Annotated in this window: 25 protein-coding genes and 1 tRNA gene; 2 read left to right on the top strand and 24 right to left on the bottom strand. The window is 62.8% G+C overall.

Annotated features, from left to right (window positions below; translation table 11 throughout):
• Window positions 1-35: 35 nt before the first annotated feature.
• The 24 genes from ARUE_RS06065 to ARUE_RS05950 form a co-directional block, all read right to left on the bottom strand.
• Window positions 36-1391 (bottom strand): ABC transporter substrate-binding protein, encoded by a 1356-nt coding sequence (locus ARUE_RS06065; RefSeq protein ID WP_014921096.1) that lies wholly within the window; start codon window positions 1389-1391, stop codon window positions 36-38.
• A 223-nt stretch (window positions 1392-1614) separates the two neighbouring features.
• A tRNA-Leu gene (locus ARUE_RS06060) sits at window positions 1615-1688 on the bottom strand.
• Window positions 1689-1709: 21 nt separating this feature from the next.
• Window positions 1710-2630, bottom strand: a complete 921-nt coding sequence (locus tag ARUE_RS06055) for an N-acetyltransferase (protein WP_014921095.1) — start codon at window positions 2628-2630, stop codon at window positions 1710-1712.
• 103 nt (window positions 2631-2733) lie between these two features.
• Window positions 2734-4188: an NAD(P)/FAD-dependent oxidoreductase gene (locus tag ARUE_RS06050; protein ID WP_011773999.1), complete on the bottom strand. Its 1455-nt coding sequence runs from the start codon at window positions 4186-4188 to the stop codon at window positions 2734-2736.
• A gap of 38 nt (window positions 4189-4226) precedes the next feature.
• Window positions 4227-5633, bottom strand: a complete 1407-nt coding sequence (locus ARUE_RS06045; RefSeq protein ID WP_014921094.1) for a S8 family serine peptidase — start codon at window positions 5631-5633, stop codon at window positions 4227-4229.
• Window positions 5630-6598, bottom strand: a complete 969-nt coding sequence (locus tag ARUE_RS06040) for a Ppx/GppA phosphatase family protein (protein WP_043469911.1) — start codon at window positions 6596-6598, stop codon at window positions 5630-5632. The genes ARUE_RS06045 and ARUE_RS06040 overlap by 4 nt, the downstream gene beginning before the upstream one ends.
• Complete coding sequence (locus ARUE_RS06035; RefSeq protein WP_187329930.1) at window positions 6595-7278, bottom strand: DUF501 domain-containing protein; 684 nt, start codon at window positions 7276-7278, stop codon at window positions 6595-6597. Before ARUE_RS06035 ends, ARUE_RS06040 begins: the two co-directional genes overlap by 4 nt.
• Before the next feature lie 68 nt (window positions 7279-7346).
• The gene (locus ARUE_RS06030; RefSeq protein ID WP_014921092.1) at window positions 7347-8081 is read right to left on the bottom strand and encodes an FtsB family cell division protein; all 735 of its coding nucleotides are present in this window, start codon (window positions 8079-8081) and stop codon (window positions 7347-7349) included.
• 132 nt (window positions 8082-8213) lie between these two features.
• Window positions 8214-9494, bottom strand: coding sequence for a phosphopyruvate hydratase (eno, locus tag ARUE_RS06025; protein ID WP_011773994.1), 1281 nt, complete (start codon window positions 9492-9494; stop codon window positions 8214-8216).
• Window positions 9495-9610: 116 nt separating this feature from the next.
• Window positions 9611-10291, bottom strand: coding sequence for a MazG nucleotide pyrophosphohydrolase domain-containing protein (locus tag ARUE_RS06020; protein ID WP_043469908.1), 681 nt, complete (start codon window positions 10289-10291; stop codon window positions 9611-9613).
• The gene (locus tag ARUE_RS06015; protein WP_011773992.1) at window positions 10269-11411 is read right to left on the bottom strand and encodes an adenosine deaminase; all 1143 of its coding nucleotides are present in this window, start codon (window positions 11409-11411) and stop codon (window positions 10269-10271) included. The genes ARUE_RS06020 and ARUE_RS06015 overlap by 23 nt, the downstream gene beginning before the upstream one ends.
• A 28-nt stretch (window positions 11412-11439) precedes the next feature.
• Entirely contained in the window at window positions 11440-12132 is a 693-nt protein-coding gene (locus ARUE_RS06010) for a DedA family protein (protein WP_011773991.1), read from the bottom strand.
• 192 nt (window positions 12133-12324) lie between these two features.
• On the bottom strand, window positions 12325-12975 hold the full coding sequence (locus tag ARUE_RS06005) for a DedA family protein (RefSeq protein ID WP_011773990.1): 651 nt from the start codon (window positions 12973-12975) through the stop codon (window positions 12325-12327).
• Between the two features lie 89 nt (window positions 12976-13064).
• On the bottom strand, window positions 13065-14375 hold the full coding sequence (locus ARUE_RS06000; RefSeq protein WP_014921090.1) for a thymidine phosphorylase: 1311 nt from the start codon (window positions 14373-14375) through the stop codon (window positions 13065-13067).
• Entirely contained in the window at window positions 14372-14776 is a 405-nt protein-coding gene (locus ARUE_RS05995; RefSeq protein ID WP_014921089.1) for a cytidine deaminase, read from the bottom strand. Before ARUE_RS05995 ends, ARUE_RS06000 begins: the two co-directional genes overlap by 4 nt.
• Before the next feature lie 2 nt (window positions 14777-14778).
• Window positions 14779-16068, bottom strand: coding sequence for an ABC transporter permease (locus ARUE_RS05990; protein ID WP_043469905.1), 1290 nt, complete (start codon window positions 16066-16068; stop codon window positions 14779-14781).
• Entirely contained in the window at window positions 16065-17411 is a 1347-nt protein-coding gene (locus ARUE_RS05985; RefSeq protein WP_014921087.1) for an ABC transporter permease, read from the bottom strand. The genes ARUE_RS05990 and ARUE_RS05985 overlap by 4 nt, the downstream gene beginning before the upstream one ends.
• On the bottom strand, window positions 17404-18921 hold the full coding sequence (locus tag ARUE_RS05980; protein ID WP_011773985.1) for an ABC transporter ATP-binding protein: 1518 nt from the start codon (window positions 18919-18921) through the stop codon (window positions 17404-17406). Before ARUE_RS05980 ends, ARUE_RS05985 begins: the two co-directional genes overlap by 8 nt.
• Before the next feature lie 117 nt (window positions 18922-19038).
• Entirely contained in the window at window positions 19039-20145 is a 1107-nt protein-coding gene (locus tag ARUE_RS05975; RefSeq protein WP_430515954.1) for a BMP family lipoprotein, read from the bottom strand.
• Window positions 20146-20390: 245 nt separating this feature from the next.
• Entirely contained in the window at window positions 20391-21413 is a 1023-nt protein-coding gene (locus ARUE_RS05970) for an NADP-dependent oxidoreductase (RefSeq protein ID WP_014921086.1), read from the bottom strand.
• On the bottom strand, window positions 21410-21841 hold the full coding sequence (locus tag ARUE_RS05965) for an organic hydroperoxide resistance protein (protein ID WP_011773982.1): 432 nt from the start codon (window positions 21839-21841) through the stop codon (window positions 21410-21412). Before ARUE_RS05965 ends, ARUE_RS05970 begins: the two co-directional genes overlap by 4 nt.
• Before the next feature lie 54 nt (window positions 21842-21895).
• Complete coding sequence (locus tag ARUE_RS05960) at window positions 21896-22330, bottom strand: MarR family winged helix-turn-helix transcriptional regulator (RefSeq protein ID WP_014921085.1); 435 nt, start codon at window positions 22328-22330, stop codon at window positions 21896-21898.
• 121 nt (window positions 22331-22451) lie between these two features.
• Entirely contained in the window at window positions 22452-23657 is a 1206-nt protein-coding gene (locus ARUE_RS05955) for an amidohydrolase (protein WP_043469902.1), read from the bottom strand.
• A 110-nt stretch (window positions 23658-23767) separates the two neighbouring features.
• Window positions 23768-24901: a mannose-1-phosphate guanylyltransferase gene (locus ARUE_RS05950; RefSeq protein WP_014921083.1), complete on the bottom strand. Its 1134-nt coding sequence runs from the start codon at window positions 24899-24901 to the stop codon at window positions 23768-23770.
• Between the two features lie 253 nt (window positions 24902-25154).
• On the opposite strand from ARUE_RS05950, the gene sdhC reads away from it, so the two are divergent.
• Window positions 25155-25535, top strand: coding sequence for a succinate dehydrogenase, cytochrome b556 subunit (gene sdhC, locus ARUE_RS05945; RefSeq protein WP_011773978.1), 381 nt, complete (start codon window positions 25155-25157; stop codon window positions 25533-25535).
• Window positions 25536-25538: 3 nt separating this feature from the next.
• Window positions 25539-26015, top strand: coding sequence for a succinate dehydrogenase hydrophobic membrane anchor subunit (locus ARUE_RS05940; protein WP_011773977.1), 477 nt, complete (start codon window positions 25539-25541; stop codon window positions 26013-26015).
• Window positions 26016-26097: the final 82 nt, after the last annotated feature.

Genomic DNA, 26097 nt, shown 5'->3' with positions numbered 1-26097 from the left:
ACCTGTTGCTGACTGCGGTCTAGCTCGTGTTCGGCTTAGAGCTTGCCGAATTCTTCGCGGACCGGCTTGTAGGTGTTGTCGTCCTGGTATTCGTAGATACCGATGTATGCCTCGGTGGGGTCACCGGCATCGGAGAACGTTACCGGACCGGACTGTCCGTCGTAGTCAATATCCTTGCCCTCGCGGAGCAGGGTGACGCAGGACGGGAAGTCCGTGCACTTCTCGCCGCCTTCAGAGACTTCCTTGAGCTTGGCCGCGATGTCCGTGCCCTTGGTGCTCTTGGCTGCCTCAGAGGCAAGCGCGATCAGGTTCACGGCGTCGTAGGACTCACCTGCGTAGCTGTAATCCTTCAGTGCGGGATCGATTGCGAGGAGCTTCTGCTTGAAGGCATCCTTGGCGAACGTACCGGGGATGGTTCCCTGTGCGCCCTTCATGGTGCCTGCCTGGAAGTCCTTGCTGTAGTCCGAGGTGTTGCCGTCAACCATGAACAGCTGCGTGGGCTTGACGCCCTTGCCGGTCATCAGAGGCACGATGCTCTTGGCTTGGTCGAACGTGATCAAGGCGATCGCATCCGGCTTGGCTGCGAGGACCTTGTCCACCTGGCTGCTGAACTGCGAGTCACCTTCGTTGAAGAGCTCTTCAGCAACAACCTTGCCGCCGGCTGCCTCGAAGGCTTCCTTGACGTTCTTCTGGAGGCCGGTTCCGTAGGCGTCGTTGAGAACGATCATGCCCACGGTCTGGGCACCACAGGTAGCCATGTAGTTCCCGAGGACCTTGCCCTGCAGGACGTCGGACGGTGCCGTGCGCCAGTAGAGGCCCTTGTCATCCCACGTGGTGAAGTCCGGTGAGGTGTTCGCCGGCGAGAAGTGGATGACGCCAGCGCCGGTGATCTGGTTGATGACAGTCTTGGAAACGCCGGAGGAAGCGGCGCCGATAACTGCACTCACACCCTGGCCCAGCAGGGCTGTGGTGGACTGGGTAGCGATGTCAGTTTTGGTGTCGCCGGAGTCGCGGTGGACAACTTCCACAGGAGCACCAAGAACGCCACCGGCGTCGTTGACTTCCTTGACGCCGAGGTTGACACCAGCGATTTCGGGTGGGCCGAGGAACGCCAGCGACCCCGTCGTCGGCAGGAGCGATCCAAGCTTAAGCGGCGTAGCCGTGGTGGTGGTCGAGGGAGGTACGGATCCCGTGTTGGTGGCAGCCTGGCTGTTGCCGGCTCCCGCCCCGCCGCTCGGTGCCGGGCAGGCGATGCCTGCTGCGGCGGCGGATTGAGACCCAGTCTGGGTAGGTGTAGAAGACCCACCACAAGCCGTGGCCAAGAGAGCGACCCCAATGCCAAGCGCTGTTAGCTTGGCGGCTCGGGGCGCCGCTGGGGAAAGATCAAACATTCGTTGTCTCCTCGATCGAAAGGTGCGAACTGCCTTTGATGCGATTACTCAGGTGTTCCTGATTAAGACTCAAACTAGTGCAATTGCCGGGCGAACATAAGTGATTCAGGTCACATCCCTATAACACTCGTTGCCTGTGGGGAATCTACGAGCTTGCTGGGAAAAGGCGCTGAAGAAGGGATGGACGCACAGGAAGGGAGAAAGAGCTCTCGCCTTGCATTTGTGCCCCAGGTGGGACTCGAACCCACAACACGCGGATTTTAAGTCCGCTGCCTCTGCCAATTGGGCTACTGGGGCGCCCGGACCATGGTATCCCAGCTAGAGCCGGTTGAACGGCTCCGCGTAGCTGAAGGTGCCGCGGACGTCATCGGGCCATCCCGGCAGGGTCAGTAACTGGAAGTGATCGCCCCACACCGCCTCGGGCGGTTCAACGCCCAAGGAGGTGGCCGGCACATATCCGAAGCGCGGGTAGTAGAGAGGGCTGCCGAGCAGGGCGATCCCGGGCTCTCCGAGGGCAGTGGCGCGGGCCGCTGTCTCGCGCATCAATGCAGAACCCACTCCACGGCGCTGGAAGGGAGGAAGCACGCCGATCGGACCGAGGGCAACCAGTTCCAGGTCCTCGATCCAGCCCCGCGTGCTGATGGCATGCCCCACGATTTCACCACCCATCTCCGCCACGATGCTGAGCTCCGGAATGTACTCGCTGCACTCGAAAAGCTCCCGCAGCAGCCCCACTTCAATCGGGGTGCCCTCAACGGGTTCGCCAGTCACGGGAGAGACGGAAAACGCCCGGGCCGTAAGCTCCAGGATCTCCGGCCGATCTTCCGGCTTCTCAGAACGCAGCACCACACCCCGTGCCAGGAGCCGCAGCACATCCATGGCCCGGCCCGCATCTGCCGACGGCACCAGAAGGTGATCGTGGTGGAAACCGGCGAGGACGTTGCAGCTGATGCCGGCGTGCGTCAGCGCCGCGCTGACAGCTGCCGTCAGACCCACGGCTTCCAGGGCCGAATGGACCTGCAGCGTGATCCAGGTAGCCACGAAATCGTAGCTAAGGCCCAACGAATCTGCTTCATCGCGGTGAAGGACAACCGTCAGGCCCTCGGCCTCACGGACGGCCGCTTCAATGCCGCCTTCCAATGGCCGACCATGCGGCCACAGGGCATACACGTACTCGCCGTCGCGGGCTACCGGATGGAGGGATTCCAGGAGTGTCTTCAGATCGGTTTCGCCTGACATGGCAACAGTCTAGGGCGCAGCCGCGGTGCCACCGTTTTACGCCGACGGTTTAAACGCCGACGGCGGCCACCCCCTCAAGGGGACGGCCGCCGTCGTACGTGTACTACTTGGCGTCAGCAGTTACCGGAGTCTTGACTTCCTCGGCAACCGGCTTGGCTTCCACCGGCGCCGGTGCGGCGGCGGGCTTGGGAGCCGGGGTGGCTGCGGCCACGAAGGCACCGCGCGGGTTGTCCAGGTCCATCAGCTGCGTGGTGTCGCGGCCGGCGAAGAAGGCCAGGATCCAGCCGAAGATCACACGGAACTTGCGCTCAACCGTGGGCATGGCCATGCCGTGGTAACCACGGTGTGCCAGCCACGCGAGGCCGCCCTTGAGACCGATGCGGCCGAGCAGGTTGATGTTTGCAACACCCTTCCACTCGCCGAATCCGGCTACGGCACCGAGGTTCTTGTGCTTGTAGTCGTGCAGCGGCTTGTCCCAGCGGGAAGCCCAGAGGTTCTTTGCGAGCTTCTTTGCCTGGCGCAGTGCGTGCTGGGCGTTGGGGACGCAGGTGCCGTCCGGCAGGCCCTTGCCCGTGAGGTCCGGAACGGCGGCGATGTCGCCGGCGGCCCAGGCGTTCTCCACAATGCCTTCGTCGCCTGCGATACGCAGGTCCGGGAGGACACGGACGCGGCCACGCGGTTCCAGCGGGAAGTCGGTGGAGCGGATCATCGGGTTGGCCTGCACGCCGGCAGCCCATACCAAGGTGTCCGCGTCAACTTCGCCGGCAGGGGTCTTGTCCGGGAGGTTGATCAGCTTGAGGTTGCCCTCAGCGCTGTCAAGGGAAGTGTTCAGGAGTACTTCGATGCCACGGCTGCGGAGGTGCTCCACAACCCACTCGGCCTGCGAAGCGGTGACCTCGGGCATGATACGGCCCATGGCTTCAACCAGGATGAAGCGGACTTCTTCCTGACGGATGCGCGGGTTGTTCCGTACAGCGGCGCGGGCAAGGTCTTCCATTTCGGTGAGGCATTCGATGCCTGCAAAACCGCCGCCAACAACAACGAAGGTCAGTGCCTTGGCGCGCTCTGCGGGGTCAGTCATGGTGGACGCGGCTTCGATGCGCTCCAACACCTTGTTGCGCAGTGCAACGGCTTCCTCGATGGTCTTCAGGCCGATGCCCTTGTCCGCGAGGCCCTTGATGGGGAAGGTACGGGTGATGGCGCCTGCTGCGATCACGACATCGAAGTACGGGATCTCGAAGTTCTCGCCGCCATCGGACGGGGCGATAACCGCGGTCCGGTTGGCGTGGTCGATGCTGGTGACGCGGCCCTGGATGAGCTCAGTCTGCTTGAGGTGCTGACGGTGGGAGACGACGGCGTGGCGTGCCTCGATGTTGCCACCGGCTACTTCCGGGAGGAAGGGCTGGTAGGTCATGTACGGCAGTGGATCAACGACGGTGACGATTCCGCCTGCATTCGCGATCTTCTTCTGCAGTTTGAGTGCTACGTACAGGCCGACGTAGCCGCCGCCGACGACGAGAACCCGGGGACGGTCAATGAGCTCTGGGGTGGTTGCCATGAGTCCAGAGTACAGTACTTTGTGAAAATCTTCACTAACTACGTCCTGCCGGGCGGATCCACCTTCAAAAGGGCGCCCGTTTCAGCTTCCTCGGGCACCGCCGGCGGGTTCTTTGAGACCCTCCGCAACTGGATTGCAGCACCCGTCAGAATCGCAGCGAACAAGGCGCCAAAACCAAGCACGACGGCGGCAGGAAGGGCGTCATCCATGGTCGCCGGCGTCTTCGCAACAGGGACGGTGGGATCGGCGAGCGTGGGAGGGGCGCTTGTGGGACTTGCCACGGGCGCCTGTGAGGGCTCGGAGAAGACGCCGCGGCGATGGACACGGATCCAGTCCCCGATGGAACCCAACGGGTTGGTGCTGGTGGTTGGCACGTCATTCTTCAGCGCGGCCTCAGCGTCGAGGATGCCGTAGCCATAAAGAGGGTCCTTGCCTGGAGCACCCGCGTCCTTGGCAGTGCTGACGATCCGGTTGATGACCTGGGTGGCGCTCATTTCCGGCCACTTTGAACGGATGAGTGCTGCCACACCCGAAACGATGGGAGCCGCTCCGGACGTTCCCGCCCACTCGGCATACGAGCCGCCGGGAATGCCGCCCACCAGTTTCTCCGCAGGGGCGGCCACTCCGATGCTGATGCCTTGGGACGATGAGTCCACGCTGGCGCGCCCCTCGCCGTCCAGCCCGGCCACAGTGAGAACGCCGGGGATGGTGGCCGGGGCACCAACCTGGATGTTGCCACCCACGCGGTTTCCGGCGGCCGCAACGATCACCACATCTTTTTGCTCTGCGTACAGGAACGCTGCGTCCCAGCTCTGCGGCCAGTCAGGCGAAGTGCTGCCCAGGGAAATGTTGATAACCTTTGCGCCGTTGTCCACGGCCCAGCGCACGGCCTCGGGTATTTGTTCCTGGTCCGTCTTGCCGCCCGGGTTGGGCGAGCCGAGCCAGGTTGAGATGGCCAGGATCTCAGCTTCGGGCGCAACTCCTGTGATCCCGTCCGGTCCCCCGGCAGGCGGCGTAGTTGGTGGCGGTGGCGGCGGCGCTGGAGCCGCTGACGCAGATGCCGACGGTGAGGGCGAAGGGGTGGGCGTGGTGTGGCCGCGCCCGGCCAGCATCGTAGCCACCAGCGTGCCGTGCTCGGTCTTGGCGCCGATGCTCTTTTGTCCGTTGGGAGCGCCGGCCCCTGAGACATCTGTCCCTCCGACCACCACACCCTTGAGGTCAGGGTGGGTTCCGTCAACACCGCTATCGATGATCGCAACTTTGACTCCGGCGCCCTTGGAGACCTGCCAGGCGTTGGTGACTCCCGATTCCTTGAGCCAGTACTCCTTGTCCCGCCACGCGTCTGCATTGGCGGCCGGAGCCGACAACAGCGCACCCGCCAGCGCCCCGCCGGCCAGGGTGGTGGCAAGCGCAGCGGAGAGGGTACGACGATGTCGCAATGTCATTGGCCATCCCGGATACTCAGGGCGATGCCGTCCAGGATGTCGTGTTCGCTGGAGACAGCTGTACGGATGGCCCCGTTACTGACGGCGGACAGCCTGGCCAGGATGCGGCGCCACACCAGGGCTCCGGCTCCGATGACGTCCACGCGTCCCGGGTGCATGTACGGCAGCGCGGCACGTTCGTCCCGCGTCATTTCCAGCAGGCTGGTGCACGCGTCGCTAATGGTTTCCAGGTCCAGTGAAGCGCCGTGGATGCGGTTCGGCTGGTATTCGCTCAGGCCCAGCGCGTGAGCGGTGATGGTGGTGATGGAACCGGCGACACCAACCACGGCAGTGGCGCGGTCAAGCGGCACTGTCTGCGCGGCAAGATCAAGCGCGGCGTCGACGTCGGCCTCTGCTGCGGCGATTTGCGCAGCGGTGGGCGGATCGCTGCGGAGGTGACGTTCGGTCAATCGCACGCAGCCGATGTCAACCGAGCGGGCCGCGATAACGCCGCTGGAATCACCCACAACGAATTCAGTGCTGCCGCCGCCAAGGTCCACCACCAGAATGGGGTCCTTTCCCGTGGCGGGCAGGACGCTGCTGGCTCCCGCGAAGGACAGGGCAGCTTCCTCGTCACCGGAAATGACCTCCGGCTGCACGCCCAGGAGCTCCCGGATACCGTCCACAAAGACTTGGCGGTTGCTGGCATCACGAGTGGCCGACGTGGCCGCGAAACGAACGCGCCCGGCACCGTGTTCCTTGATGAGCGCGGCATAGTCCCGGGTTGCGGCGAACGTGCGCTCCAAGGCCTCTGGAGCCAACTCGCCAGTGGCATCAACGCCCTGGCCCAGCCGCACCACGCGCATTTCACGCACGATATCGGTCAGCGGACCTGGCCCATCCTTCTCCGACGCCTCAACCGAGGAGTCGGCGATGAGGAGGCGAATGGAGTTGGTTCCGCAGTCAATGGCAGCCACGCGGCTCATGCGGTGCCTTCCTGCTCGCCGTGGGACTCGGTCTTTGACTTCCGCACGGGCGCGGGACGCCCCACGATGTCCGGCAATCCTTGCGGACCATGGCGGCTCAAGTCCCGCGAAGGAGCCTCGCCGGCAGTGTCCCAGGCGCCGTCGCAATAGCAGCGGTCCTTGGTCCACCACTCGGTGATGGCGTCCAGGGCTTCGTCGCCCAGCGGATTGACGCCCGGTCCGGCAGCCAACGAGTGACCTACCAGGACGTGCAGGCACTTCACGCGGGTGGGCATGCCACCGGCGGAGATGCCGTCGATTTCGGGCACGGCTCCGGTGCCGGAGCGGCCGGCGATCTCGTTGCGAGCCTGAAGGTAAGCGTCATGGGCGCCCCGGTAGGCACCGGCCAGCTCTTGGTCGGCGGTCAGTCGCTCGTTCATCTCAGTCATGAGCCCGCCCGCTTCAAGGCGTGACACTGCGGACGTGATGACCGGATGGGTCAGGTAGAACGTGGTGGGGAACGGTGTTCCGTTGCTGAGCCGCGGAGCAGTAGCGGCCACCAAGGGGTTACCGCAGACGCACCTGGCCGGGATCTCAACAACATCCCGGACCGGCCTGCCCAACTGTCGGCTCAGGACCTCAAGATCGTGTGCTGATGGCTGGCGGGATTCCTGCGGCACGGCTGCCGTGTTCTCTTCCACTTGCGCTGCCAACCTTCCTGCCCCTTTTGTCATGTCCCATGCGGACACGACGGCGGCGGGCACCGCGTTTAGTCAGTTGCCGATCGTCTGATTGACTCCCAGAGAGCATCCACCCAGGGCAGATTCTCCGGGTTTGCCGACGATCCGGAGCCGGTGCGGCCACCCGGTGTGCCGGCGGCTTCTTCTCCCCCAAACACCCAGTAACCTGTTTCACCCGGCATAACCATGTTAATGCGGTCGCGGGCCTGCTGTTTCACGTAGTTGGGGTCCTGCCACCGGGAGAGCTGTTTGTTCAGCTCGGATTGCTCCGCTTTCCTGCCGGCAATTTCCGCTTCCAGCGCGGAGATTTCGGCGCGTTTCTCCAGGAAAATCTTCACAGTGGGGGCCAGCAGAATGGTGATGGCAATCATCACCACAGCCAGTGCGAGCATCCGGCCGGAGAACGCCTTGGCCGGTACGGGATCCAGATCGCGGTCATCCTTGGCTGTTGGGCTTGGCTTTTCGGATCCCTGTTTTCCCGAACCTTTGTCCCCGGCTTTTGTCGAGGGTCCCGCAGGTTTCCTGCCTGCGGAACTCTTGCTGGCGGTAGACGTCTTGCTGCCAGCGGACGAAGCTTTGCCGCCATCCGTCGTCGTCGGTGTCTTTGACGAGGCACGCGCGCCGCCGAACTCGGCCTTGATGACATCGGCCCCTTCGGAGCCTGCGGCCTCAGGACCCCTGAGGGCATCACCGGCGGGAAGGGCACCGCTGGACGGACGGCCAAGGGCGTCGGCCCTGGGAACCTTTGGACGACGGGTGGCCATGACACTCCTGTAATGCCCGGTGCTTGCCTGGCGGTTTGCTGCGCTTGCTGTTTCTGACCTGGCCCGCGTTAAACAGAACCGGTGGCCATGGTCTTTCCACCATAGCCACCGGTCAGCTGTTTTCGCGGAATGCTAGCCCTTGAAACGCGGGAACGCGCTGCGGCCGGCGTAGCGTGCGGCGTCGTCGAGTTCTTCTTCGATGCGGAGCAGCTGGTTGTACTTTGCTACGCGCTCGGAGCGGGCGGGGGCACCGGTCTTGATCTGGCCCGCGTTGGTGGCAACGGCGATGTCAGCAATGGTGGTGTCCTCGGTTTCGCCGGAGCGGTGCGAGGTGATGGTGGTGTAGCCGGAGCGCTGGGCCAGGGAAACGGCGTCCAGCGTCTCGGTCAGGGAACCGATCTGGTTGACCTTGACCAAGAGGGAGTTGGCCGTAGCGGTCTCGATGCCCTGCTGCAGGCGGACCGGGTTGGTGACGAAGAGGTCGTCGCCAACAAGCTGGACCTTGTCACCGATGGTGTCGGTGAGGGTCTTCCAGCCTTCCCAGTCGTTCTCGTCCAGCGGGTCCTCGATGGAAACCAGGGGGTAATCCGCAACGAGCTCAGCGTAGTAGGCGCTCATCTCGGTGGCAGAAAGTGCCTTGCCTTCGAACTGGTAGGCACCTTCCTTGTAGAACTCAGAGGATGCAACGTCCAAGGCAAGGGCGATGTCCGTGCCCGGGGTGTAGCCGGCGTTCTTGATGGCTTCCTGGATCAGGTCCAGAGCTGCACGGTTGGACGGCAGGTTGGGAGCGAAGCCGCCCTCGTCGCCGAGGCCGGTGGACAGGCCCTTTTCCTGAAGGACAGCCTTGAGGTTGTGGTAAACCTCTACACCCCAGCGCAGGCCCTCGGAGAAGGTCTCTGCGCCGATCGGGGCGATCATGAATTCCTGGATGTCCACATCGGAGTCGGCGTGCGAGCCACCGTTGAGGATGTTCATCAGCGGAACGGGCAGGACGTGGGCGTTCGGGCCACCCAGGTACTTGTAGAGCGGCAGGTCGGCCGAAGCTGCTGCAGCGTTGGCCACGGCCAGGGAAACACCCAGGATGGCGTTGGCGCCGAGCTTGCCCTTGTTGGGCGTGCCGTCCAGGTCGATCATGGCCTGGTCGATGCTGCGCTGGTCAGTGGCGTCGAAACCAATCAGGGCCGGTGAGATCTCGTCGATAACGGCGTCAACGGCCTTCTGGACACCCTTGCCGAGGTAACGGCCCTTGTCGCCGTCGCGAAGCTCAACGGCTTCGTGCTCGCCGGTGGAGGCACCGGAGGGAACTGCTGCGCGGCCGATCTGGCCGTCGGAGAGCAGGACCTCAACTTCTACGGTCGGGTTTCCGCGGGAATCAAGGATCTCGCGTGCGTGGATGGCATCGATAAGCGCCATGGATGTGCTCCTTATGGGCGAATTACAGGAATGTGGAGGGAAATTCTCAACGTCCTCGTCGCTACTAGCGTAGTCGAGAGTGGCTTACGTTACGGCACGGCTTCCGACGGCTCACGTCATGAAGTCTGCGCCTGGCTGTTCTGAAACGATCGAACCGCGGCACGGAGGGCCCGTTCGGCGTCGAGTCCTTGCTCACGGGCGCCGGCGACCACCGCGAGCAGCAGCTCGCCGAGGGCCTCTTCCGAGGCCGGGACCACGGGAAGTCCGACGGCGGCCAAGTCACCTTGAGCGTCAACGTCCAAGCCCGCGCGTACCGCTCGGTCCAGGGACTTCTGCGCCGCAGCCAAAGCGGGAAGGTGCGGCGGGATACCCTCGAAGGGGTCTTTCCGCTCCGGCTTCTCGGCCCGCTTGGCGGCATCCCACTTGACGATGATTTCCTCGACGCTGGACGGAAAACTGTCCTGCAGTGAACCGTCCGCCTTGAACACGTGCCGGTTGCGTCGGACCATCTTGTCGTTGATACCCCGGGCTACCGCAGCGAAATCAAAGCTGCCGCGCTCCTCGGCGAGCCGGGCGTGCAGCACTACTTGAAGCAGCACATCGCCCAGCTCGCCACGGAGCTCATCATCCACCGCACCGGCTTCGATCGAGTCCACCACTTCATAGGCTTCTTCGATCAAGTACTCCACCAGTGACTCGTGCGTCAGCCCACCCATCCATGGGCAGTGCTCACGCAGCGCCGCAATGGTGCCCAGCAGCTGGTCCAGCGGAGAATTAGCCGAGGTTGGCGTAGGCATCGTTGATGTACTCAACCAAGGCTTCACGCTCGTCCAGCGGCAGGAACGCTGCCTCGGCCGCGTTGAGCGTCAGCTCGAGCAGATCATCGAGGTCGTAGTCGAAGGTCTCCACCAGGAGTTCGAACTCGTCGGTAAGCGTCACGCCGCTCATGAGGCGGTTGTCCGTGTTGATGGTGACGTTGAAGCCGAGCTGGAACAGCATGTCCACCGGGTGGCTTTCGATGCCGTCGCCAAAGCCGGAAATGGCACCGGTCTGGAGGTTGGAGGAAGGGCAGATTTCCAGGGCGATTCCGCGGTCGCGAACCCATGCTGCCACGCTGCCGATGGTCACCATGCCGATGGTGTCCTCGCCGTCGTCGTCGGAGTTGTCCTCAAACTCCACCGAGATGTCCTCGGCGATCCGGACGCCATGGCCAAGGCGCAAGGCGCGGCCGTCCACCAAAGCGGACTGGATGCTGTCCAAGCCAGCTGCCTCGCCGGCGTGGACTGTTGCCGGGAAGTTGTTCTCGGCAAGGTAGGTGAAGGCGTCCTTGAAGCGGGACGGCAGGAAGCCGTCTTCAGCGCCGGCAATGTCGAAGCCAACGGCGCCGTTGGCCCTGTGGCGGACAGCCAGTTCTGCGATTTCCTGGCCGCGATCAGCGTGCCGCATGGCAGTGATGAGCTGCCCCACCTGGATCTGCTGGCCGCGTTCTTCGGCGGAATCCATTCCGGCTTCAAGGCCTGTCTGGACGGCTTCGACAACCTCGTCCAGGGTAAGGCCCTGCTGAAGGTGCTGTTCAGGTGCCCAGCGGACTTCGCCGTACACCACGCCGTCCTCGGCCAGGTCTTCCACGAATTCCTTGGCGACCCGGAACAGGCCTTCCTTGGTCTGCATGACGGCCACGGTGTGGTCGAACGTTTCGAGGTAGCGGACCAGCGAACCGGAGTCGGCCGATTCACGGAACCATTCGCCCAGCGCCACAGGATCCGTGGAGGGCAGGGTGTGGCCGGCGGCCTCTGCCAGCTCGATAATGGTGGCCGGGCGGAGTCCTCCGTCCAGGTGGTCGTGGAGGGAAACCTTGGGCAGGCTCTTCAGATCGAAGTCAAGGGCAGGGGCAGCGTCAAGAATGGGCTCAGTCACGTACTAACTGTAGGGGGACGGCAGATGCTTAGCCAGCAGGCTTGGAGAGGTCCGCGCCTGCAACTGCTTTCTGCGACAGATCCGCAGGCTCCGCAACCTTCACTTCGCTGCTTGCGGCCGCTTCACGGGCCACATCCTTCTTCTCAAGGTACTTGTGCCACCAGCGCAGTGCATGGTCCACCACGATGCCGAGAACCACAGCGAACGCAACGGCAATGCCCACGCCGAGGAGCGGGTTGTGGTGCACCCACTGACCTGCCAGAAGGCCAATGCCGATGGAGTAGCCCACCCACGTGATGCAGGCGAAAGCGTCCAACCAGAAAAAGGTGCGGTGGCGGAATCCGGTTTGCCCGGCGACGTAGTTCACCGCCACACGGCCCCACGGAATGTAGCGGGCCGTGAAAATGAGCACCGCGCCACGCTTGTCCAACTCATACTGCGCCCAGGCGAACATTTTCTGGACCTTTGGCCGCCGCATCCACTTCCAGCGGGTGAGGCCGATCTTCCGGCCCAGCATGTAAGCCATGTTGTCGCCGGCCATGGCGCCTACCAGGGCGGTTCCTCCCAGGATCCACAGATTGGGTTCTCCGCTGTGAAGGGACAGCGCCGAGAGCCCCACTATGGCTGTTTCGCTGGGGAGAATGGTGGCGAATCCGTCAATGAAAAAGAAGACCAGAAGTACCGGGTATATCCAGGGCTGCCCGGCTGCATGCTCGAGCATTTGATTCAAAAACTCCACGCGGGGGTAGCTCCTAGACGAATGTGACTTGACGGTGTGACGGAAGTCGCTCTAGTGTCCCACGGCCGGGGCGTCGTTCGCTACGCCCCAGCCTTGGGATCACGCGTTTAACGCTATCTCCAAGCGGACGCTGGGGTCGTCAACCGCCGGACTGATCTTCCGGGGCTGGACACGTCATACCGTGGGTGGAGTCGGGGCGTCTTCCTCGGGGATGTTTTTTCCGTCCAAGGGCACGGAACCCCGGACTTTGCTGATGATGCGATCGATGATGACCCCCAGGATCACGGCCACCACGATGGCTATGACCGCGCCCAGGAGGTGGTTGTGCTCAAACCACACACCGAAGAAGTAACCCAGGACCACCGAATAGCTGGCCCAAAGGATGGCGGACATCGCAGTGAGGGCAACGAAGCGGCGGTGATGGAAGTGAGTGGCACCGGCCGTCAGATTAACTGCCACCCTCCCGATGGGGATGAAGCGGGCCACCATGATGAGCGAGGCAGACCGGCGTCGAAGTTCCTTGCCCGCCCAACGGAAAGCGCCCTGCATGCGCTGCGTGCGCATCCACCGCCACCGCTGGATGCCTATGCGGTTGCCAATGATGTAGGCGATGTTGTCCCCGGAGAACGCCCCGACGGCGGCCATCACACCCAGCAGCCACACGTTGGGGGCACCGCTGCTGCCGGAGACGGCACTCAGGCCCACCACCACTGATTCGCTGGGGATGGGCGGGAAAAAGCCATCAATGACGCAGCAGGCCAGCACCAGGAACAACACCCAGGGCTGCTCCGCCGCGGCGAGGATGAAATCGTTGATGCCCTGCACGGTTTCCTTACGGTAGCCGGCTCCCCCACAGGCGCCGGATGACTGGTGTTCCGGGCTGTTCCACGGGGAACAGCCCGGAACACTTAAGCCTAGGCGATGCGGTCGATGATGAGCTGATGCGCCGGGCGGGAACCCTCAGGCGCAATCACCACCGCATCCTGAAGTGCTTCCTTTGCCCGTTCGAACTTCTCCGGAGTGTCCGTCAGGAGGGTCATCAAAGGCTCCCCCGCACGGACCAGCGCACCAGGCTTGGCGTGCAATCGGACACCCGCCCCGGCCTGGACCTGGTCTTCCTTGCGTGCCCGGCCGGCACCCAGGCGCCAAGCCGCAACACCCACGGAAAGTGCGTCCAATCCCACCAGGACGCCGTCCGCCGGAGCGTAGACAACCTCGGATTCCCTGGCCACGGGCAGCGCGGCCCGGGGATCTCCACCTTGGGCTTCGATCATCCGGTTCCAGACGTCCATGGCGCGTCCGTCCTTCAACGCGGCTGCGGGATCGGCGTCGTGGATGCCGGCACCGGCCAGCATCTCCTCGGCCAGGCGGACGGTCAGTTCGACCACGTCTTCCGGACCGCCGCCGGCAAGGACCTCCACTGATTCCTCCACCTCAATGGCGTTACCGGCAGTCAATCCAAGCGGCGTGGACATGTCCGTGATCAGCGCGACGGTGTGTACGCCTGCATCCTTGCCCAAAGCCACCATGGTCTCAGCCAGCTCACGTGCCCGTGCTTCGTCCTTCATGAACGCGCCCGAACCCACTTTGACGTCCAAAACCAGCGAACCGGTACCTTCGGCGATCTTCTTGCTCATGATCGACGAAGCAATCAGCGGGATGGCTTCAACGGTGCCTGTCACGTCGCGCAAGGCATAGAGTTTCTTGTCCGCCGGGGCGAGCCCTGAGCCTGCGGCACAGATGACCGCTCCGACGTCTTGGAGCTGCGCCATGATTTCGTCGTTGCTCAGGTTGGCGCGCCAACCGGGAATGGCTTCCAGCTTATCCAGCGTCCCGCCGGTGTGGCCGAGGCCGCGGCCCGACAGCTGCGGAACCGCGACGCCGAACACAGCCACCAGCGGCGCCAACGGCAGCGTGATCTTATCCCCCACCCCTCCGGTGGAGTGCTTGTCGCTGGTAGCCTTCCGGCCGCCGTCGGGCCTTGTCAGGGACGAAAAGTCCATCCGCTCACCAGAGGCGATCATTGCGGACGTCCACTGCGAAATCTCGGCGCGGTCCATGCCGTTGAGCAGGATGGCCATGTTCAGTGCGGCCATCTGTTCCTCGGCGATGATGCCGCGGGTATAGGCATCGATGGTCCAGTCGATTTGCTCGGGAGTAAGCGTGCCCTTGTCCCGCTTGATGGAAATGATCTGGACGGCGTCGAACGCTTCAGTGCTTGTCACGTGGTTTCCTCCAGGTTTTCAGGACCAAAAGCATCCGGCAGCACCTGGTCCATGGTTTTGATTCCCTGCGTTGTCATGAGCTGCATCCCTGGTGCCCTGAACTCGTAAAGGAGTTGGCGGCACCTTCCGCATGGCATGAGGATGTTTCCTTGGCCGTCCACGCAGTAAAACGCGGCGATCCTGCCGCCGCCTGTCATGTGGAGCTGGCCAACCAGTGCACATTCGGCGCAGAGGGTCAGCCCATAGCTGGCATTTTCTACGTTGCAGCCGCTGACGATCCTGCCGTCCTCGGTGAGGGCCGCAGCCCCCACCGGGAACTTGGAATACGGCGCGTAGGCGCGTTGCATGGCCTGCTTTGCCGCATCTTCCAGGACATGCCAGTCGATATCATTCGCTGGCATCGTCAACCCTTCACGTAGGGTATGCCGCTTGCGGCCGGTGGCCGCGACTTACCCACCAAACCGGCGACGGCGAAGATGGTCACCAAGTACGGCAGCATGGCCATGAACTGGCTCGGCACCGGGGTACCGATGATGCCAAGGATTGACTGCAGGTTGTAGGCAAAGCCGAACAGCAGAGAGGCCAGGAAGGCCCCGATCGGATTCCACCGGCCGAAGATCAAGGCAGCCAAGGCGATGAAGCCGCGGCCACCGGAGATGTCCTTGGTGAAGGAATCGATGGTCACCAGTGTGAAGACAGCCCCGCCGATACCCGCGATGGCACCACCCAAGGTGACATTCCAGAAGCGGGTTGCGTTGACGTTGATGCCCAAGGTGTCGGCAGCCTGCGGGTGTTCGCCGACGGCGCGGACGCGCAGGCCCCAACGGGTCTTGAACAAGCCGAACCACACCACTGCGACGGCAATGTACATGAGGTAGCCCGCGATGGACTGCTCGAACAGGATCGGCCCGATGATGGGGATATCCGAAAGCAACGGGATCGGCAGGATGTCCAGCCGGCCCGGAGTGTTGAACTCCTCCTTGTTGGGCACCATCAGCGTGCCGTAGAGGAATCCCGTGAGGCCGGAGACCAACACGTTCAGGACCACGCCAACAATGATCTGGTTGACCAGGTACTTGATGCTGAACACGGCCAGGACCATGGACACCGCGGCACCGGCAGCAGCGGCCGCAATCAAGCCGATGTACGGACTGCCCGTCATGGTAGCCACCAGCGCGGCAGTGAAGGCTCCGCCCAGGAGTTGCCCCTCGATGGCGATGTTCACTACGCCCACGCGCTCACAGAGCACGCCGGAAAGGGAGCCGAACACCAGGGGCACGGCCAATGTCACGGACCCGGCAACGAGGCCGGCCAGTGAGATGGAGGGTTGGCGTGCACCCGCAACGATCCAGACGAGCAAGGCGAACACGAACACCACGGCGAAGGCGATGGGCAGCCACTTGGGTGACCGCTCCCCCTGCGTCCAAAGGTAGATCGAGTAGGCGGCCATCGCGAGCAACAGGATGCCGAGGACAATGCCGCCCACCTGTCCCGGAATCATCAGGGCAGGAACAGCAACGGCGTCGCCGGCATCGCTGATCTTCATCTCGGCGGTCTGGTCCGGTCCAAGGAAGCCGAAAAACACCAAGGCTATCAGCGCGAGGATACCGAGCGAGAGGGGGACCTTCATGGAAGGCCGGAATGCCGGCAGGGCCGTAGATCCCGACCTGGGTGCAGCAGTTGTCGCGCTCACTTGGCACCTCCGGTGGCGTTGGCAAGGGCAGCTTTCGGCGCCGCCTTCGGTGGCTTTGTCTTGTTCTTCTTTTTACCCTCAAGCCGGAAGATCGACCGGATGAGCGGCGGTGCAGCAATAAAGAGCACAATCAGTGATTGCACCACCAGGACGATGTCGATTGGCGTACCCGTTTGGATCTGCATCTGCACCGCACCGGCACGGAAAGCCCCAAAAAGGAGACCTGCAAAGAACGTCCCCCACGGAGTACTGCGGCCCAGCAGGGCAACCGTGATCGCGTCAAAGCCGATCTGGGCTGCCACGCCGCCAGTGAGGACCTTTTCCGTGCCCGCAACCTGGGCCACACCGCCGAACGCCGCAAGGGCTCCAGCCAGTGCCATCACCAGGATGGTGGCGCGGGGAACCTTGATGCCAGCAGTCCGTGCGGCGATGGGATTGGAACCGACGGCCCGGAACTCGAAGCCGATGGTGGATCGGTTCAGCATCCACCACACACCGTACGTCAGGGCGATTGCCACCAGGAATCCCACGTGGAGCCGGGATCCCGGGATGAGGATGGGGTAGGTGGCCGACTCGTCCAGGCGCGGTGAAATGGGGCTGTTATCCCCCGGTCGCCGGAACGCGGGCGTGTTCAACAGAAAGTCGAGAAGGAAGAGCGCAATGTAGTTCAACATGATGGTCACGATGACCTCGTGCGCACCTGTGCGGGCTTTGAGGATGCCAACAATTCCACCCCAGACGGCACCGCCCAGGACACCCATGATGATGACCACCAGCAGGTGCAAACCGAACGGCAGGTGCCAGGTGAAACCGACATAGGCTGCCAGCGTGGCACTGATGATGATCTGTCCTTGCGCACCGATGTTGAACAGGCCGGCACGGAAAGCCAAGGCAACTCCAAGACCGGCGCAAATAAGCGGTGTTGCCACGGTCATGGTCTCGAGCAAGGGCTTGAAACCTTCGCGTGGACTAAAGACAGATCCCTGGAAGAGGGCAACGTAGCTCTCGGTCATTGCTGACCACAACGCGCTCAGGAAGTCCGTGGGCCGTGCAAAGAGGTAGCCAGCGGTTTTGGCAACCTGCGCATCCGTGCTGGCGATCAGCAGGCCACCAAGGAACAGCGCTACGATGACGGCCAGGACAGACACGAAGCCGTTGCCCATGACGATCCGCCGCATGACGCTGCCCTGCTGGTGTCCCGGGTCTCCGCTCTGGGAAGAGACGGGCACGATGGACGGTTCCAGCGTTCCTCCGGCGGTATCCAAAGAGACGTCCGCTGCGCGGACTTCTGAGGTAGGAACGTCGGGTGTCTGGCCTTTATTTGATCCGTCACTGTTAGACATCAGAGCCTCCTTCCGGGCCGACTCCGGCCATCATCAAGCCAAGGGTGTCGCGGGAAGTTCCCGCGGGGACAATGCCCACGAGCTTGCCCTTGTACAGCACGGCAATCCTGTCTGCGAGCTCAATGACTTCATCAAGCTCCGTAGAAACGATCATGACCGGAGTTCCGACGTCGCGCTCGGCAACGATTCGCTTGTGCAGGAATTCAATGGAGCCTACGTCCACCCCGCGGGTGGGCTGGCTGGCAATAAACAACCGCAAGGGCCGGGACAGTTCCCTGGCCATGACCACCTTCTGCTGGTTGCCACCGGACAGTGTCCCGGCGGCCGATGCAGCGGACGGAGTACGGATATCGAATTCCTCGATCTTGGCTTTCGCGTGCTCAACAACCTTGGCAGGCTTCATGCTGATGCCGCTCGCGAACGGTGCTTGGTCGTACAAGTCCAGCACCAAATTCTCGGCAACGGAGAACGGTCCCACGAGCCCATCCACCGTGCGGTCTTCCGGAACAAAACCAACGCCGGAACGCAGGACGTCCTTGACCGGAAGGCCCAGGAGTTGCTTGCCATCCAACATCACGGAGCCTGTCACATGCTCTTGGATGCCGAGAATGGCCTCCGTCAGTTCTGTTTGGCCGTTGCCCTGGACACCAGCGACGGCGAGGATCTCACCTTGGGCGATGTCGAAGCTGATCCCGTCCACCACGTTGGTGCCGTTGGCTGCACGGACCGTCAGGTTCTCCACCACAAAGGTGGTCTCCTTCGGCTGAGCGGGGGCCTTGTTCAGGCTCAGGCTCACCGGCCGGCCCACCATCATGGAGGCGAGTTCAGTGGCTGATGCCGTAGGTGGAGCATCACCCACTACCTTGCCTCGGCGGATCACCGTAATGACGTCCGAGACAGCCTTCACTTCGCGGAGCTTGTGCGAGATGAAAACAATGGATGTGCCGCCGGCTTTGAGTTGGCGCATGATGTCCAGGAGTTCATCGGTTTCCTGCGGCGTCAACACTGCTGTGGGCTCGTCCAAAATGAGGACTTTGGCTTCCCGAACCAGCGCTTTGATGATCTCGACGCGCTGCTGGACACCCACGGGAAGGTCTTCGACGAGTGCATCGGGATCGACGTCGAAGCCGTACTTGCCGGAAATCTCCCGGATCTTCTTCCGGGTTTCTTCAATGCTGAGGACACCTCCGAACGTGGTTGGCTCCGCGCCGAGCGCCACGTTCTCAGCAACCGTGAAGACGGGAACCAGCATGAAGTGCTGATGCACCATACCGATTCCGGCAGCCATGGCATCCCCGGGTCCGCGGAAGGTGACGGGCTGCCCGTCCACCAGGATCTGGCCGGCCGAAGGCTCGTACAGCCCGTAGAGCACGTTCATGAGGGTAGATTTGCCAGCACCATTTTCGCCAAGGAGGCAATGGATCTGACCGGATTCGACCAGGAGGTCTATGTCTTGGTTGGCGTAGAAGGTCCCGAAGGCTTTCGAGATCCCTTTCAATTCGAGTTTCACAACTCCCACCGTTCTATGAGTCCGAGGGACTGCTGCAGCTATTGAGCCCAGCGTAGTCAGGGCAAAAACGCGCCGCCAGTACCGGGGCTCGGTACTGGCGGCGCGTCCAGGAATTGCTTACTTCTTGGGGCTGGCTTCCGACTCAACAACCAGCTTGCCGGACACGATGTCCGCCTTCAACGCGTCGAGTTCGGACTTGGTTTCAGCAGAGACTGCGGAGTCAAGATCGTGGAAAGGGGCGAGTGCTACGCCGTCGTTCTCCAACGTGCCAACGTAGGCTTCGTTGTTGAACTTGCCGTCCTTGTCATCCTTCACCACGGCTTCAACGGCCTCGCCCATCTGCTTGACCACGGAGGTCAGCATGAGGTCCTTGTACTCGGGAGCGGTGAGGTAGCCATCGGAGTCGACCCAGATGAGCTTGACGTCCTTGCCGGCTGCCTTGGCTTCCTTGAGTGCAGCACCTGCACCCTTACCAACCGGTCCGGCCACGGGCATGATGATGTCCGCGCCCTGGTCCAGCAGGTTGATGGTGACCTGCTTGCCGGTGTCCTGCTTCTCGAAGTCGCCGGTGAAGGAGCCGTCCTTGGTGTTCTTGTCCCAGCCAACAACCTGAACACTCTTGCCCTTGGCCTTGTTGTAGGCCTGGACGCCGTCGTAGAAACCATCCATGAAAATGGTGACCGTGGGAATCTTGATGCCGCCGAAGGTGCCGACCTTGCCGGTCTTGGTGGTAGCTGCAGCCGCGTAGCCTGCCAGGTATGCGGCCTGCGCGGTGTCGTAAACGATCGGCTTGACGTTCGCGATCGGGGTCTCGTACGTGTAGTCGACGATCGCGAAGTGCTTGTCCGTGTTCTTCTCAGCAGCAGCCTTGGTGGCGTCACCCAGGAGGAAGCCGACTGTGACTGTCAGGTTGCAGCCTGCGGAAACCATGCCGTTGAGGTTGGTCTCGAAGTCGCTGTTTGCCTTCGATTCAGCCGACCTGACCTCGATACCGAGGTCAGCTTCAGCCTTCTTGAGGCCTTCGAACGAGGACTGGTTGAACGACTGGTCGTCGAATCCGCCGGAGTCCGAAACGATGCATCCGAGGAAGTCACTCTTGGTGGCAGTGCCGGAACCGGCATCGGGAGCCTGGCCGCAACTGGTCAGCAGGAGTGCTGCTGCTCCGAGGGTTGCAACACCGGCCATTGAACCGCGCTTCAGGGTGGCACGCAGTGGTTTCTTCAATTTTCCTCCAGGAAGAAAGTGATTGGCGCTACGACGGATGGTCAATGAGTGTCCGTTTCCTAGACCTGAGGCAGAAATTCTGTTTTCACTGATGCTCGCAGCTGCGCCGAAGCGCATTGATGAAACCAACACTAGTGGCCTGCAACACACCCGGACAGCACATGGAGCCGCTCCAGGTCAGATTGTTGACCTTTTGTTACCAAGCAGTAGCCGGGTGCGCAAGTCACACCCGGCTACCGGTCATCTCACAAGCGGACGAGCATCTTTCCGGTGTTCGCGCCGTCCAGCAAATCAATGAAGGCCTGCGGGGCATTCTCGAGACCGTCGACGATTGTTTCGTCGTAGCTGACCGAACCGTCCGCCAGCCAGCCGGCCATCTTCTGAGCAAATTCTGCGGCGTGCTGCCGCTGTCCGCCCACCAGGAACCCGCGCAGGGTGAGCTGCTTGCCGATGGCCACAGCGAGGTTCCGTGGCGCCACCGAAGGCTCCGTGGAGTTGTACTGCGCTATGGCACCGCACATGGCTACACGCCCGCCGACCGTAAGCGTGGCAAGCGCTGCGTCCAGGTGCTCGCCGCCAACGTTGTCGAAGTACACGTCAATGCCGCGCTCCCCTGCGGCTTCCTTCAGCTGGTCCAACACGGGGGCATCGTTGTAGTTGAAGGCAGCATCAAAGCCGAGTTCCAGCAAGCGGGCCACCTTCTCCGGCGATCCCGCACTGCCGATGACCTTGGAGGCGCCCATCGCCTTGGCGATCTGGCCAACCATCGAGCCGACGGCACCTGCCGCTCCGGACACGAACACCACGTCGCCTTCTTTGAACTCGGCAACCTTGAGCAGGCCTGCGTAAGCGGTCAGGCCGGTCATGCCCAGCGCGCCAAGGAACGCCGAAGTCGGGGCCAGCCCCGACGGCACGGGAGTAGTTGCTGCGCCGTCCACCACCGCATGTTCTCGCCACCCGAGTTGATGCACGACGACGTCACCCACCTTGTGCGCGTCCGAACGGGACGCGATCACCTCACCTACAGCACCGCCGTCGAGCGCTGCATCCAGGCGGAATGGCGCCGAGTACGACTTGACGTCGTTCATTCGGCCACGCATGTAGGGATCCACCGACATGAACTGGTTCTTCACCAGGAGCTGGCCCTCTGCGAGCTCGGGCAGCTCGGCTTGTGCCAACCGGAAGTTCTCAGGAGCCGGGCGTCCTACTGGGCGGGATGCGAGTTGGATTTCGCGGGTTTCCGTGGGGGTGCTGGTAGCGGTGCTCATGCGGCGAACTCCACGAGCTTGAGGTCCACGGCCATGTTGCCGCGCGTTGCGTTGGAGTAAGGGCAGATCTGGTGCGCCTTGGCCATCAGCTGCTCCGCGGTGCCGCGATCCAAGGCGGGCAGTGCGATTTCGAGTTCGGCAGCGAGTCCGTAGCCTTCACTGTCTGTCAGTGCGCCGAAGTGGATTTTGGCGGCAACGGCCGAGTCGCTGAGGTCAACGCGCTCCTTGCGACCCACCAGGCGCAGTGCCGAGTGGAAGCACGCGGCGTAGCCGGCTGCGAACAGCTGCTCCGGGTTGGTACCTTCCCCGTTGCCCCCGAGTTCCACGGGGCTGGCGAGGGCGACGTCCAGTTTGCCGTCGTTGGTGCGCGCGTTGCCGTCGCGGCCTTCGCCGGATGCCAAGGCCTCGGCAATGTAGAGAGTCTTCATGGTGTTTCCGTTCTCTTGGGGAATGGATGTCCCGGGGTTCTCCGGGGGGGGCTGTCAGAGTGAGCTGTTGAGTGCTGCCGTGAGCTTGCCCAGGGTGGCGTGGAGCTGCCCGATCTCATCCGGCGACAGGCCGGCGGCGTCGGCGAGGCGCTGGGGTACAGCCTGGGCGCGGGCACTTAAGGCGGTGCCGGCGTCGGTCAGGACCACGTCCACCCGGCGCTCATCCTCGGCCGAGCGGCGGCGTTCAACCAGACCCATGGCCTCCAGTCGCTTGAGCAGGGGCGACAAGGTTCCGGAGTCGAGTCCCAGTTCCGCGCCGAGGTCACGGACGCTCCGCGGTTCCTGCTCCCAGAGGACCAGCATTACCAGGTACTGCGGGTACGTCAGGCCGAGGTCCTCCAGCACGGGGCGGTAGACCGCCGTCGCCGCTTTGGACGCCGAGTACAGCGCAAAGCAGACCTGATGGCGGAGGCGGGGTGCATCACTCATGACTAAAACGATAGTGCACAATTCAATTGTGCACAACTTATCTACGCCGAAAGCACCCGACTGAGCCGCAGATCAGGACGTTTGGGGGCTCCGAACGGCCTGGTCTGCGACTCAGTTGGGTCTATTGCTCGAGGTCGCGGATGGTGCGGAGGGCGGCCGCCGTCAGGACCCGGATTGCGTAGCCGAGCGCGCGTTCGTCAACGATGAAGTCACCGCGGTGGAGATCGTATTCTTCGCCGCCGGGGGTGTGCGTACCCAAGCGCATCATGGCTCCCGGAAGGTCGGCCAGGAACCAGGCGAAGTCCTCGCCACCCATGGACTGCGGAGTGAGGACCACTGCATTCTCACCCAACTCAGCACGGGCTGATGCCTCGATAAGGGCCGTCTCGTGCTCGGAGTTCACTACGGGCGGCACGCCGCGGGTGTGTTCAAGGTGGACGTCCACTCCATAAGGCGCAGCAACCTGCCTCACGACGTCGTCCAGCAACTCCCCCGCGCTATGCCAGGCATCGCGGTCGAGGCACCGCATGGTGCCTGCCATATACCCGGTGCCCGGGATGGCATTCGGTGCGGAGCCGGCTGAAATTTGGCCCCACACCACCGACACGCCGCTGCGCACATCCACGCGGCGGGAGAGGACAGCCGGCACGTTGACCGCTATCTGCGCCAGCGCGAAGACCAGGTCCTCGGTCAGGTGCGGCCGTGACGTGTGCCCGCCGCGACCGGAGAGCTCAATCTTGATGGTGTCCGAGGCAGAAGTAATGGCACCGATGCGCGTGCCGATCTGGCCCACGTTGATCCGGGGATCACAGTGCAACGCCAGGATACGCGGCACGCCTTCAAGCACTCCCTGCTCAATGCAGGACAGGGCGCCGCCCGGCATGGTTTCCTCGGCCGGCTGGAAGATGATCCGTACCGTGCCACCCAGCGGGTTGTTCTTGTGCATCCGTTGCAGGGTCAAGGCAATGCCCAGCATGGCAGTGGTGTGGACGTCGTGGCCGCAAGCATGGGTAACGCCATGGTTCTTCGACGCGAAAGTCAGGCCGGTTTCCTCAATGATCGGCAGTGCGTCGATGTCCCCGCGAAGGGCTGTGGCAATGGGGCCCTCGCCCACGTCAACCGTCAGCCCGGTCTCATCCAGACGCCGCGGCTTCAACCCGGCTGCTTCCAGCCGCTCCACGAGCTTGTCCGTGGTGCGGAACTCCTTGAAAGACAGCTCCGGGTGCGCATGGAGGTCACGCCGGAACTCGATAAGTCCGGGAAGCAGTTCATCAACCCAAGGACTCACAACGGGAGCGGGCTCGGTTTCAGTCGTGTAATTGCGCACGTCACAACTCTAGCCATGCGCGGCACCTGAAGAACGAAAGCCACCTCTTGGTTACGCTGCGTTCAGACGCAGGACAACCAAAGAGGTGGCTCACGGTATAAGCAGATGTACTACAGCACGTCCGTGTCGCCACTTGCTTTCAGCGCATCAACAGTGCCCTTGACCAGTTGTGCATGTTCCTTGGTAGTGACAAGGAGCGCGTCCGGCGTGTCCACAATGACCACGTCTTTGATGCCGATCAAGGCAATGACGCGCTTGGTATCGGATACCACCACGCCGCTGGCGTTCTCCGCGAACACACGTGCGCCTTCGCCAAGCACCGTCACTTCATCAACGTCGCCGGCATTGTTAAGGCGGCCGATCGCGGCGAAGTCGCCTACGTCGTCCCAACGGAAAGTGCCGGGCACGACGGCGACATCGCCGGCTGCCGCTGCCGGCTCAGCCACGGCGTAGTCAATGGCGATCTTAGGCAGGGTGGGCCAGACACGGGCGGTCACTTCGGCGCGCTGCGGGGTATCCCAGGCGTCAGCGATTTCCTGCAAGCCCTTGAACAGTTCCGGCTGGTTTGCTTCGAGGTGCTTGAGCATGAGCGCCACCGGAGCGACGAACATGCCGGCATTCCAGACGTAGTCCCCCGCTTCGACGTACTTGTTGGCGACCTCCTGGCTCGGCTTCTCCACGAACTCCGCAACAGCAAGTGCGTTCGGGGCGCCGTCCACGTTCAGGGCCGCACCGGAGCGAATGTACCCAAAGCCAACTGAGGGATGGGTGGGCTTGATGCCTATGGTGACGATCTTGCCCGTGGCCGCGGTGTAGATCGCCTCGCGAACAGTCTCCTGGAAAAGATGGTCCGGGCTGATGACGTGGTCGGCCGCAAACGAACCCATGATGGTGTCCGGATCACGGCGATGCAGGATGGCAGCGGCAAGGCCGATAGCGGCGCCTGAATCCTTCGGCTCGCTTTCGAGGACGAGTTCGTCGTCCCCTACCTCGGGGAGCTGGCGGCACACGGCGGCACGGTGTGCCTCGCCGGTTACAACAAGGACCCGCTCGCCGGCCAGCGGCTCGAGGCGGTCGTAGGTAGCCCTCAACAACGTACTGCCGGAACCGGTCAGGTCGTGGAGGAACTTGGGCGCAGCGGCACGCGAGAGTGGCCACAGCCGGGTCCCCACACCGCCCGCCGGAATAACCGCATGGAAGCGGTTCAATGGCGATTCCGGGTATTTCGCGTCTTCTGTACTCACCGCAACACTTTATCCGACGCAGGCGGGAAGCCCCGCAGCAGGACACACTTGTGGCGTTCGTCTCAAGCAGTGCCAAAAATCGCCTGAATATCGGTAGGAAACATGGAATTAACAAGCAGAGAAGCCCGTCCTAAATTGAATATGCTGTGAGCGAAGCCTAGATTTAGGCGTGAGCTACGAGTGCTCTCGCAGCAGGCGTTCCCCCCGCGTGGATCCCATGCCAGCGCCGCTGTGTTGCAGGAAGGTTTAATCAGTGCCGACAAAACCAGCTGGCACCTTGTACCGCGGCCGTGAAGGCATGTGGTCCTGGGTTGGACACCGCATTACAGGTGTAGTGATCTTTTTCTTCTTGTTGGTCCATGTGCTGGACACCTCATTGGTGCGCGTGTCCCCTGAGGCCTACACCGCCGTCATTGGCGCATACAAGAACCCCCTCATGGCCCTGGGTGAAACGGGCCTGGTCGCGGCGATCATCTTCCATGCCTTCAACGGCCTGCGTGTGATCGCCATCGACTTCTGGAAGAAGGGCGCTAAGTACCAGCGCCAACTGCTGTGGGTCGTGCTTGCGCTGTGGCTTGTCACGTTCGCAGGCTTCGCCATCCGCCACCTTTCCCTCGCGCTGGGAGGCCACTAAGCCATGACAACCATCGAGACACCACGCAGTGGAAAAATCGGGTCCGGGAAGATCGCACCGAAGTACAACCGCACCGGCTCCAGCCGTGGCAACTTCGAGATGATCGCCTGGCTCTTCATGCGTCTCTCCGGCATCGTCCTGGTGGTGCTGATCTTCGGCCACCTGTTCGTCAACCTGCTGGTGGGCGAGGGCATCCACGCAATCGACTTCGGCTTCGTTGCCGGCAAGTGGGCCGATCCGTTCTGGCAGTTCTGGGACCTTGCCATGCTGTGGCTTGCCATGCTGCACGGCACCAACGGCGTCCGCACCATCATCAACGACTACGCCGAGAAGGATTCCACGCGCTTCTGGCTCAAGATGGTCCTCTACGCGGCCACCCTGGTCATCATCATCCTTGGCACACTGGTGATCTTCACCTTCAACCCGTGCCCCGTCGTCGACGGCGTTCAGTTGCCTGGTGGTTTCTGCCCGGCCCCGTAGCGGCGCCTTCCGGTTTGCTCCCTCGAGCAAACCGGTTCGCCTGACGTAGCGGAGCAGCCTCCGCCGACCATCTGAATTTTTG

Source organism: Arthrobacter sp. Rue61a, from assembly GCF_000294695.2.
Classification (GTDB): Bacteria; Actinomycetota; Actinomycetes; order Actinomycetales; family Micrococcaceae; genus Arthrobacter; species Arthrobacter aurescens_A.
The sequence above is the reverse complement of the archived record's forward strand: the minus strand, read 5'-3'. Positions and strand labels throughout refer to the sequence as shown.